The sequence below is a fragment of the Promicromonospora sp. NPDC060271 genome, from assembly GCF_042726755.1.
In the GTDB taxonomy this organism is placed as follows: Bacteria; Actinomycetota; Actinomycetes; order Actinomycetales; family Cellulomonadaceae; genus Promicromonospora.
In genome coordinates, this window is sequence record NZ_JBHXBG010000200.1 from 1 (window position 1) to 9,656 (window position 9,656).

The 9,656-nt window shown below is 69.5% G+C and carries 8 protein-coding genes and 1 tRNA gene; 1 reads left to right on the forward strand and 8 read right to left on the reverse strand.

Annotation, left to right across the window (positions count from 1 at the left end; genetic code table 11):
- Nucleotides 1-47 precede the first annotated feature (47 nt).
- The 5 genes from rpsD to ACFWE2_RS22415 form a co-directional block, all read right to left on the reverse strand.
- A complete protein-coding gene (gene rpsD / locus ACFWE2_RS22395) occupies nt 48-674 on the reverse strand; it encodes a 30S ribosomal protein S4 (RefSeq protein WP_377226415.1) in 627 nt (208 codons plus the stop codon).
- A 235-nt stretch (nt 675-909) separates the two neighbouring features.
- Nucleotides 910-2,286: a replication-associated recombination protein A gene (locus tag ACFWE2_RS22400; protein ID WP_377226416.1), complete on the reverse strand. Its 1,377-nt coding sequence runs from the start codon at nt 2,284-2,286 to the stop codon at nt 910-912.
- Between the two features lie 61 nt (nt 2,287-2,347).
- A complete protein-coding gene (locus ACFWE2_RS22405) occupies nt 2,348-3,514 on the reverse strand; it encodes an AI-2E family transporter (RefSeq protein ID WP_377226417.1) in 1,167 nt (388 codons plus the stop codon).
- 4 nt (nt 3,515-3,518) lie between these two features.
- A complete protein-coding gene (locus ACFWE2_RS22410) occupies nt 3,519-4,688 on the reverse strand; it encodes an AI-2E family transporter (protein WP_377226418.1) in 1,170 nt (389 codons plus the stop codon).
- 40 nt (nt 4,689-4,728) lie between these two features.
- Nucleotides 4,729-5,331 (reverse strand): GNAT family N-acetyltransferase, encoded by a 603-nt coding sequence (locus tag ACFWE2_RS22415; RefSeq protein WP_377226419.1) that lies wholly within the window; start codon nt 5,329-5,331, stop codon nt 4,729-4,731.
- Nucleotides 5,332-5,486: 155 nt separating this feature from the next.
- Between ACFWE2_RS22415 and ACFWE2_RS22420 the strand changes: the two genes are divergently transcribed.
- Nucleotides 5,487-5,571: transfer RNA gene (locus ACFWE2_RS22420), tRNA-Leu, on the forward strand.
- 324 nt (nt 5,572-5,895) lie between these two features.
- On the opposite strand, the gene ACFWE2_RS22425 is transcribed toward ACFWE2_RS22420, so the two are convergent.
- The 3 genes from ACFWE2_RS22425 to ACFWE2_RS22435 all read right to left on the reverse strand — a co-directional run bounded on the left by ACFWE2_RS22425 (nt 5,896) and on the right by ACFWE2_RS22435 (nt 9,618).
- Nucleotides 5,896-7,860 (reverse strand): right-handed parallel beta-helix repeat-containing protein, encoded by a 1,965-nt coding sequence (locus ACFWE2_RS22425; RefSeq protein WP_377226420.1) that lies wholly within the window; start codon nt 7,858-7,860, stop codon nt 5,896-5,898.
- A 79-nt stretch (nt 7,861-7,939) separates the two neighbouring features.
- Nucleotides 7,940-8,773, reverse strand: coding sequence for a carbohydrate ABC transporter permease (locus ACFWE2_RS22430; RefSeq protein WP_377226421.1), 834 nt, complete (start codon nt 8,771-8,773; stop codon nt 7,940-7,942).
- The gene (locus ACFWE2_RS22435) at nt 8,773-9,618 is read right to left on the reverse strand and encodes a carbohydrate ABC transporter permease (protein WP_377226422.1); all 846 of its coding nucleotides are present in this window, start codon (nt 9,616-9,618) and stop codon (nt 8,773-8,775) included. Before ACFWE2_RS22435 ends, ACFWE2_RS22430 begins: the two co-directional genes overlap by 1 nt.
- Nucleotides 9,619-9,656 lie beyond the last annotated feature (38 nt).

The following is a 9,656-nucleotide window of genomic DNA, read 5'->3' on the forward strand; positions in this document are numbered from 1 at the left end:
GCCCGCGCCGGAGCGCGGACGGGGCCGTCCAGGAGTGCTGTGCCGGATCAGCGAGCGTAGAACTCGACGACCATCTGCACGTCGCAGGTCACGGGGACCTCGGCGCGCTTCGGCTGGCGGGTCAGCGTGGCCGACAGCTTCTCCAGAGCGACGTCCAGGTAGCCCGGCAGGGCCGGCAGCACGTCGCGGTGCGCACCAGCGGCCGCGACCTGGAACGGCACCGTGGCCTGGCTCTTCGGCTTGACCTGGATGGTCTGGCCCGGCTTCACGCGGAACGACGGGCGGTCCACGATCTTGCCGTCCACCAGGATGTGACGGTGGGTCACGTGCTGGCGGGCCTGCAGGATGGTGCGGCCGAAGCCGGCGCGCAGCACGAGCGAGTCGAGACGCGTCTCCAGGTCCTCGACCATGACCTCACCGGTCAGGCCGGCCTGCTTGCGGGCGTTCTCGTACACCTTGAGGAGCTGCTTCTCGCGGAGCATGTACTGCGCACGCAGACGCTGCTTCTCGCGCAGACGCACCGCGTAGTCCGACTCGGTGCGGCGACGGGCACGGCCGTGCTCACCGGGCGGGTACGGACGCTTCTCGAAGTGCTTGACGGCCTTGGGCGTGAGCGCGAGGCCCAGCTTGCGGCTCAGGCGCACCTGACGGCGCGCACGGGTCACAGAAGTCACTGTGAATTCCTGTCCTGTAGTGAATGAAGGTCACACCCGCGCACGGCTCCCCCACGAGGGGGAACCACACCGGGTGCGGGACCAGCCGATGGAACGGGCGGGTGGATCGGTGATCCGACCATCCCGTTCGCGGGGCCGAGGTCCCAGGGAGTCGCCATGGGCAACCTGTACATCCTAGCGCACGTCAGGAGATCGGCCCGCCGTGGGGCCGATCACGCGTGCCCGTCACTCCCCGTCATTTCCCCTCGCTGCCCAGGATCCCCCTGATGCGCTCCAGCCGCTCCGAGACCTGCCGCTCGTAGCCGCGGTCGCTCGGGTCGTAGTACCGCGAGCCGGCCAGGACGTCGGGCAGGTACTGCTGCGGCGCGACGCCGTGCGGCCAGTCGTGCGCGTAGCGGTAGCCGTCACCGTGCCCGATCTGCTTCGCGCCCGAGTAGTGCGCGTCGCGCAGGTGCGGCGGCACGGTGCCGATCCGCCCGGCGCGGACGTCCGCGAGCGCCGCGTTGATGCCCAGGTAGGAGGCGTTCGACTTCGGTGCGGTGGCCAGGTGCACGACGGCCTCGGCCAGCACGAGCTGCCCCTCGGGCATGCCGATGAGCTGGACCGCTTGCGCGGCGGCCACGGCGGTCTGGAGGGCGGAGGGGTCGGCCATCCCGATGTCCTCGGCGGCGGAGATGACCAGGCGCCGGGCGATGAAGCGCGGGTCCTCCCCCGCGGCGACCATGCGGGCGAGGTAGTGCAGCGCCGCGTCGACGTCGGACCCGCGGATGGACTTGATGAAGGCGGAGATGACGTCGTAGTGCTGGTCGCCGTCGCGGTCGTAGCGGACGGCGGCGACGTCGACGGCGCGCTCGACGTCGGGCAGGCCGATGCGGGGCACGGCATCGCTGCTCGGGTCCTCGTCCGACAGGACGGCGCCCGCCGCGGCCTCCAGGATGGTGAGCGCCTTGCGGGCGTCGCCGCCGGCCAGGCGCAGGAGGTGCTCGGTCGCGTCGTCGTCGAGCTCGACGGACCCGCCGAGGCCGCGTTCGTCGGTGACCGCGCGCAGGATCAGCTCGCGGACGTGCTCGGTCTCCAGCGGACGGAGCGTGAGCAGCAGCGAGCGGGACAGCAGGGGCGAGTTCACGGAGAAGCTGGGGTTCTCGGTGGTCGCGGCCACGAGCGTGACCCACCGGTTCTCGACGCTGGGCAGCAGGGCGTCCTGCTGGGACTTGGAGAAGCGGTGCACCTCGTCGACGAACAGCACGGTCTCGTCGCCGCCCGTGGCGAGGCGGCGCCGGGCGTCCTCCACCACCTGGCGCACGTCCTTGACGCCCGCTGTGACGGCGCTCAGCTCGACGAAGCGGCGCCCGGACACGGTGGCGACGAGGTAGGCGAGCGTGGTCTTCCCGGTACCGGGCGGACCCCACAGGATCACCGAGGACGGCGCGGCACGGCCGCCCGCCCCTGGTTCGATGAGCCGGCGCAGCGGGGAGCCGGGCTCCAGCAGGTGCTGCTGCCCGGCGATCTCGTCGACGGTGGCCGGGCGCATCCGCACGGCGAGGGGTGACGACGCCCGGGCGGCCGGTGTGCCGGCCGTGTCGGTAGTCGCGGCATCGAAGAGATCGACCATGCCCCCAGCCTACGGACGCTCACTGACATCCCCGGCCATGCCCGGCACAGCCGGTGCGGTCCTACGTCGCCGGCGACTCGTGGGGCGGGTCGACGTCGCCGGGCGGGTCGGCCGCGTCGTCGGGCAGGATCCCGTCCGGATCCTTGCGGAGCGTGCTGTACACGGACCAGGCGACCGCGATGAGCGGCACCGCGACGATCGCGCCGAGGATGCCGCCGACCACCGTGCCGCAGGTGACGCCCAGCGCGACCACCACCGGGTGCAGCGAGACCTGCTTGCCCATGATGAGCGGCTGCAGCACGTGCCCTTCGAGCTGGCCGATGCCCGCGATGCCGACCGTGACGATGAGGGCGGTCAGCAGGCCGTCGGCCGCGAGCGCCACGACGGCCGCGATGATCATGGCCAGCGGCGCGCCGATGAGCGGGATGAAGGTACCGATGAAGACCAGCACGGCCAGGGGTGCCGCGAGCGGCACGCCGAGGATGGACAGGAAGATGCCGGCCAGGATGCCGTTGCTGATCGCGACGAGCACGATGCCGCGGGTGTAGCCGGAGAAGGTGTACCAGCCGGCGCCCGCGACGGCGTGCCATCTGCTCCGGGTGCGGGCGGGCACCTGGGTCATGAACCAGCGCCACATCGCGGCGCCGGACGCGAGGAAGAAGATGGTGCAGAAGATCGCCAGCACGAGGACGGCTATGCCCTCCACGATCGATCCCGCGCTCTCGGCCGCGCGGCTCACCAGCGTCTGGGAGTTCTCCTGGATCCAGTCGGCGGCGTCGTCGATCCACTGGTCGCGCGTGTCCACCTCGACGTTGACCGGCAAGGGGTTGTTCTCGATCAGGTCGACGATCTGGTCGATGCCGGTGTTGAACTCTCCCGCGAGGCGTTCCCACTGGCCGGCGACCGAGACGACGACGTACGTCAGCAGCCCGCCGATGACCAGCACGCCGGACAGGATGGCGGCGGCGGTGGCCAGGGCGCGGGGCATCACCCGGTGGTAGAGGTCGGTCAGCGGGTTGAGCACCGCCGTGATGACGAGTGCCAGGAACACGGCGACGAAGACGATCAGGACCTGCGTGACGGCCCAGAAGACCAGGGCGATGCCCGCGACGAGCACGATGAGGCGCCACGACCAGCCGGCGGCCGTACGCAACCAGGGTGGTGGTGCGTTCTCGGCCGGTGCCGGGTCGCCGGGCTCGCTGTGCGGTGGTGGAACAGGGTCGGGCACCGAGTCAGTCTGCCCCATCGCCGGGCTGTGTGCCCGGCGCTGTGCCTGACGTCGTGACCAGTGCCGGAGTCTTCCGCAGCGTGCTGATCACCGCCCACGTCACCGCGGTGAGCGGCACCGCGACCACGGCGCCGAGCAGGCCGCCGACCACCGAGCCACCGGCGACGACGAGCGCCATGACCACGGGGTGCAGCGAGACCTGCTTGCCGGTGATCAGCGGTTGCAGGACGTTGGCGTCGATCTGTGCCACGACCACCATGCCGATGAGCACGACGAGCGCCAGGACGGGGCCCTTGGCGGCGAGGGCGACGAGCGCGGCGACGACGATGGCGGCGACCGGGCCGATCATGGGGACGAACGCCCCGAGGAAGACCACGACGGACAGCGGGAGCGCGAGCGGCACGCCCACGACGGAGAGGAAGACGCCGGCCAGCACGCCGTCGGCGAGGGCGACGAAGAACATGCCGCGCGTGAAGCCGGAGAACGCCGTCCAGCCCGCGCCGGCGGCGCTCTCCCAGCGGTCGTGCCGGTCGGCGGGGACCAGGGACAGCACCCAGCGCCACATGCGGCCGCCCTGGGTCAGGAAGAACACCGTGCAGAAGATCGCGAGGACGACGGCGGTCGCGCCCTCGCCGATGATCCCGGCGCTCTGGGCGGCGGTGCCCGCGTACGAGCCGGCGTTGTCCTGGAGCCAGGCGCCGCCGTCCTCCAGCCAGTCGCCGGGTGTGCCGAGGCTCGCCACGAGCGGGATGTCGGTGACCAGCGCCGCGAGGTCCGTCAGGCCCGTGCCGAACTCCGTGGCGAGCTCCTCCCACCGGCTCACGACGGAGGAGACCACGTAGGTCACGAGCCCGCCGACGGCGAGCACGGCGGTCAGCAGGGACGCGGCCATCGCCAGCCCGCGGGGCATCACGCGGTCGTACAGGTCACCGAGCGGGAGCAGCACCGAGGTGAAGACCAGGGCGAGGAACAGCGCGACGAACACGATCTGGACCAGGCTCACCACGTAGAACACCAGGGCGACCGCGAGCCCGATGCCGACCAGCTTCCATGCCAGGTCGCCGGTGGACCGGATCCAGGGCGCCCCGAACCCTGCCCCGACGGGCTGCGAGGTGATCGGCGACTCCGCCGCTGTCGTCGGCGCTACCGTCGGCGCGTCAACCGTCATCGCCATGCTCCCACTATTGTTTTTGGGCGAATTGTCCAGGCGGACGTTAGCGGCAGGTCGCATCCCTCGACAACTGGCGCCCGGACACGGACGGGCCGGCCGCATGCTCGTGCGCGAGCATCGCGTAGTTCAGCTCGGTGGCCCACGCGCCGTCGTCTGGCCGGAGGTCGCTCTCCACCAGGCGAGCCTCCAGCCGCATGCCGAGGCGCTCGCACACCCGTGCCGACGGGGTGTTCTCCTCGTCGATGCGCGCGAAGACCCGGTGGAAGCCGTAGGTCTCGAACGCGAGCCCGAGCGCCGCACGGACGGACTCCGTGGCATAGCCGGATCCCGCGACGGAGGGGTGGAACCCGTAGCCCACCTCCACCTGTCCGGTGCCCGGCGCCCACTTCAGGAGCACCTCGCCGATGATGTCCCGGCTCGCGCGGCGGGTCACCGCCATCACCAGCACGTCACCCGGCATGGTGAACGGGGCGCCGGACCAGTCGACGAGCTTGCGCGCGGCGAGCTCGGGCGTCCACGGGGGCTGGAACATGTAGCGCGCCACCTCGGGCAGCGAGCGCCACGCGTAGAACGCGTCGGCGTCCGCGGGGGTGACCGGGCGCAGCTCGAGCCGTTCGGTGGTCAGTGGCCAGTGCGGGGTAGTCACGTCTTGCGAGTCTGCCAGCCGGTGGTGGGCAGTCGCACGTAGGGCGGTCCGGCACGCGACCCAGGTCACACGGTTTTCGATTCGGAACCCACCCGACCTGCGTGCTATGTTTTTCCACGCACCGGGAAGGCGGAAACGCCGGGAACGGTCCACCTGTCCGGGTGGCGGAATGGCAGACGCGCTAGCTTGAGGTGCTAGTGCCCTTTATCGGGCGTGGGGGTTCAAGTCCCCCTCCGGACACACTCATCGTCACGTCTCCTCGAAATACTCAGGGGGCGTGGCGATCTTTTTATGGGCTCGATGTGACTCGGACCTCCCTCCTCCGGCTCCTCTCTCGACGCGCAACTGTCGACGCGCAACGTGATCGCTCGAGGACGTAGGGACGACGAAAAGAACGAGCGGCTCCCAACTGTGGAGGTCGGGAGCCGCTCGCAGTCCGCTGTCTCATTCGGACCCGCCGGCGCCCGCAGGTGCCGGAAGACTGGTCCCAATGCTACAGGTCGTGTGGACGGGGACCCGTCACTCGGTCCGTGACGGTGACATGGCTGGCCCACCGCCTACGGGTCACCACACCCGCGCTCGTGCTGTCCCGCTCGTCAGCGCGTTCAGTGGACCTGCCGCGTAGGACGTGCCGGGCCGCTTGCGCTCGCCGACAAGGTCGGTGTCCAGCACCAGCACGGTCCCGTCAGGTGCCTCGAAGTCGGCGTCGGCGAACCGGACCCGCGGCAGGTCGATGCCTGTGACCAGGTCGGTGCGCGGGGCAGCCAGTGCTTGCGGCAGCTCGGTCTCGAGGTAGACGTGCTCGCCCTCGTCGACCACAGCGACCTTGACCGCGTCGTCGAGCACGAGCGCGTCCTTCTCGTGCTCGTAGGCCCGCGCGCCGTTGGCGTAGGTGTTGTGGTGGATGTACGCGGGCTGGCGAAGCCCGTGGAAGCGCTGGTGGTCGCCGTCGTCCTGGTCGACGCCGGCAAGGTAGTCGGCAAAGGTGGAGGGGCTGCCGTCGTAGCCATGGGTCCCGAACGTGGTCACGCGATGACCGTCACTCCCGGGCTGGAACGCCCGGTCGGCCTCACCGCCGAGGAACAGGTTTCCGATGTAGCGGTCGTCGCCGCCGTAGATCACGGCGTAGCCGGCGACCTGTGTGCTGTGCGGCCGGTGGTACGGGGTCGCCCGGTCGATGACCTGCTCGAGCCGGACCGCGCCGCCAACGAGGTTGTTGACGAAGGCACCGCCCTGGCTGAAGACCTCCAGCGCGACACGTGAGGCGAGCAGGTTGTGGTCCACGACGTAGGGGCCGTGACTGACCTCGACGAACAGGTCGCGGGTGTTGGCGTAGTAGAGGTTGCGGGTCACGCGGGTGCCCTGGGTCTGCCAGTCGAGCCAGGTGCCCAACGTGCAGTCGTGGATGCGGTTGTGCACGATCTGCACGTCGATCGCGGCGTGCAGCTTGATGCCGCCGATCTCGTACCCGTAGTACTCACGCTTTGTCGCGATGTGATGGATGTGGTTGTCCTCGATGGTCGAGAACACCGCGCCGAGGTGTCCGACGATGCCGTTCTGGCCACAGTCGAAAATGGTGTTGCGGCGCACGACGTGCGACCCGATGTGCTCACGGTCCCACCCGATCTCGCGAGCGGCGAAGACCGACTCAAGCTGGTATTGGTAGCCAGGCTTGTCCCCGCGCAGGGTGGAGTAGTTCTGCCCGGTGGACGCCTCCTTGCCCAGGGAGATCGCCGAGCACTTCGCGTCGTGGATCGTGTTGTCCTCGATGATCCAGCCCTTGGCCCAGTTCGGGCCGATCAGGCCGGGCTGGTCGGCCGTGGGCGGAGCCCATGGCGTAGCCGCCTGCGCGAGCTCGAACCCACGCACGGTGATGTAGTCCAGATGGTGCTGGGTCGGGTAGAAGACCGAGCGGCGGACGTTGATCTCCGCCAGCTCGTCGTTGGGGTCGGCGTCCTGGAAGTTGGCCCAGATCGTCGTGGTCTCGGTGCCGACCTCGGCGAACCACACGTAGCGGGTCCGGTCAGGATCCGGCAACAGCTCGCTGGTGCCGGTCCATCCATCCGTCGCTTCGGTCCGACGGTCCGGATCGTCGACCGCGCCACGGTCATGGACCTCGTAGAAGCTGCGTCCGTTGAGATAGACCTCGCCCAGGTGGGCACGTTCCCCTGTGACGGGTGGGACGATCCAGTCTCCGTCGACCGTCTCGGCGAACGGGTTGAAGTCACCGAACAGCACGTTGGGGATCTCGACTCGCCACACGCCCCCGCCGTCGTGCGTCCAGGTGGTGACGCGTTCCGATCCCTTGATCACGACATGCTCGCCGTCGGCCGCCTCATAGGTGATCCGCCGCTGGTCGCTGAGACCACCACGCGCCGGCTTGACCCATTCGCGGTACTCACCGGCATGGACGCGGACCGTGTCGCCTGGTTGAGCGAGACCGGCGGCGCGACTGATCGTTCGTAGCGGGGATTCCTCGCTCCCGTCGGCGGTGTCCGATCCGGTGGTAGCGACGTGGTACAGGGTCATCGCGATCAGGCCTTTCGTTGCAGGAGGGGCGGAGAGGACGGCAGGACAGGGCAGAGCCCGGCGACGCCACGCGCCCGGCTCACTTTCCGAAGCCCGCGGTCAGTCCCGAGACGAGCTGGCGGCGCCCGACGACATAGGCGGCCAGGATCGGCAGGACGGACAGGACGACGGCGGCGAGCACGGCCGGTACGTTCACGGAGAACTCGCCCTGGAAGGCCCACAGCGAGAGCGGCAGGACGCGGGTCTCGGCGCTCTGGGTGAGCACCAGGGGGAACAGAAACCCGTTCCAGACCTGCAGGGCGTTGTAGACGCCGACGGTGACGACGGCGGGTCGGGTCAGCGGGAGCGCCAGGCTCCACAGGGTGCGCCACTCCCCTGCCCCGTCGACCGTCATCGACTCGAACAGCTCACCGGGCACGTCGCGCAGGAAGTTGGTCAGGATCAGGACCGACAGCGGGATGGCGAACGCGATGGAGGGCAGGATCAGCGCCCACAAGGTGTCATACAGGCCGAGCTGGACGATCAGGTAGTAGACCGGAATGATCGTGGCCTGGATGGGGATGGCGATCCCCAGCAGGAAGACCTGGAACAGCCGTGAGGTCGAGCGGCGGGTGGAGCGCACCACGACGTAGGACGCCATCAGTGACACCGCCAGGATCACCACGACGGAGATCACGGTGACGAGCACGGAGTTGCCGAAGTAGCGCAGGAAGTCGTTGGCCAGGACCTGCCCGTAGGCGTCCAGGCTCGGGTTCGACGGCCAGGACAGCGGGTTCTCGGCGTAGTAGTCGGCCTGCGGACGCAGGCTGGTGACCAGGATGTAATAGATCGGCACGATGATGATCGCCAGCCAGATCCAGCCGGCCAGGCCACCAAGGACGTTGGGCGCGGTGCGCGCGCGGCGTGCGGACATCAGACGCCCTCCATCTGCGATTCCATCTTGTTCGCCCCGGACAGCCAGTTCAGCAGCAGCGATACGGTCACGCCGACGACGACGAGGACGACGGCGATGACGCTGGCCTTGCCCATGTCGTAGCTGCGGAAGCCGGTCAGGTACATGTCCAGCGGCAAGATCCGGGTCGCGTTGCCCGGCCCCCCGCCCGTCAGGACGAAGATCAGGTCGAAATAGGTCAGGGACCCGACGATCATCAGCGTCGAGGAGGTGATGATCGTGTACTTCAGCTGCGGCAGCGTGATGTGGAAGAACTGCTGCACCCGGCCGGCACCATCGAGGAGCGCCGCCTCGTACAAGGCGACCGGGATCTGCCGGACGCCGCCCTGGTAGAGCAGGGAGTGGAACGGGACGAAGCACCAGCCGATGACGAACAGCACGACCCACAGTGCCAGGTCGGGGTTGCCGAGCCAGTCCTGGGACAACCAGGGGATGCCGAGTGCCGAGCCGAGGCCGAAGTTCGGGTCGAGCAGCGCCCGGTAGGCGATCGCGACCGCAGCGGCGGAGAACAGCAGTGGAAGGAAGTACAGGACCGACAGGACGGCGCGGTAGCGCTGGCGGCCGGCCATGAAGACGCCCAGCAGGAGGGCGACCGGTGCCTGGAAGATCCACGACACGACGGTCACGATCGCGGTCAGTCGCATCGCGTTCTGCGCGACCGGGTCGGTCAGCGTCCTGCCCCAGTTGTCCGCCCCGGCCCACACCGGGTCGCCGAGGCCGTCCCAGGTCATGAACGACAGGACGACCACGCCGAGCAGCGGGACCACGGCGAAGACGACGAACAGTACGAGCGCAGGGCCGGCCATCCAGACCGAGGGGCCCTTGCCCTTGTCTCTGGTGGGCC

What these genes read in the sequence shown, in the direction of transcription:
- ACFWE2_RS22400 (WP_377226416.1), bottom strand. Translation starts at nt 2,286, where the DNA reads ATGGTCGATCTCTTCGATGCCGCGACTACCGACACGGCCGGCACACCG.
- ACFWE2_RS22410 (WP_377226418.1), bottom strand. Translation starts at nt 4,688, where the DNA reads ATGGCGATGACGGTTGACGCGCCGACGGTAGCGCCGACGACAGCGGCG.
- ACFWE2_RS22425 (WP_377226420.1), bottom strand. Translation starts at nt 7,860, where the DNA reads ATGACCCTGTACCACGTCGCTACCACCGGATCGGACACCGCCGACGGG.
- ACFWE2_RS22430 (WP_377226421.1), bottom strand. Translation starts at nt 8,773, where the DNA reads ATGTCCGCACGCCGCGCGCGCACCGCGCCCAACGTCCTTGGTGGCCTG.
- ACFWE2_RS22435 (WP_377226422.1), bottom strand. Translation starts at nt 9,618, where the DNA reads ATGGCCGGCCCTGCGCTCGTACTGTTCGTCGTCTTCGCCGTGGTCCCG.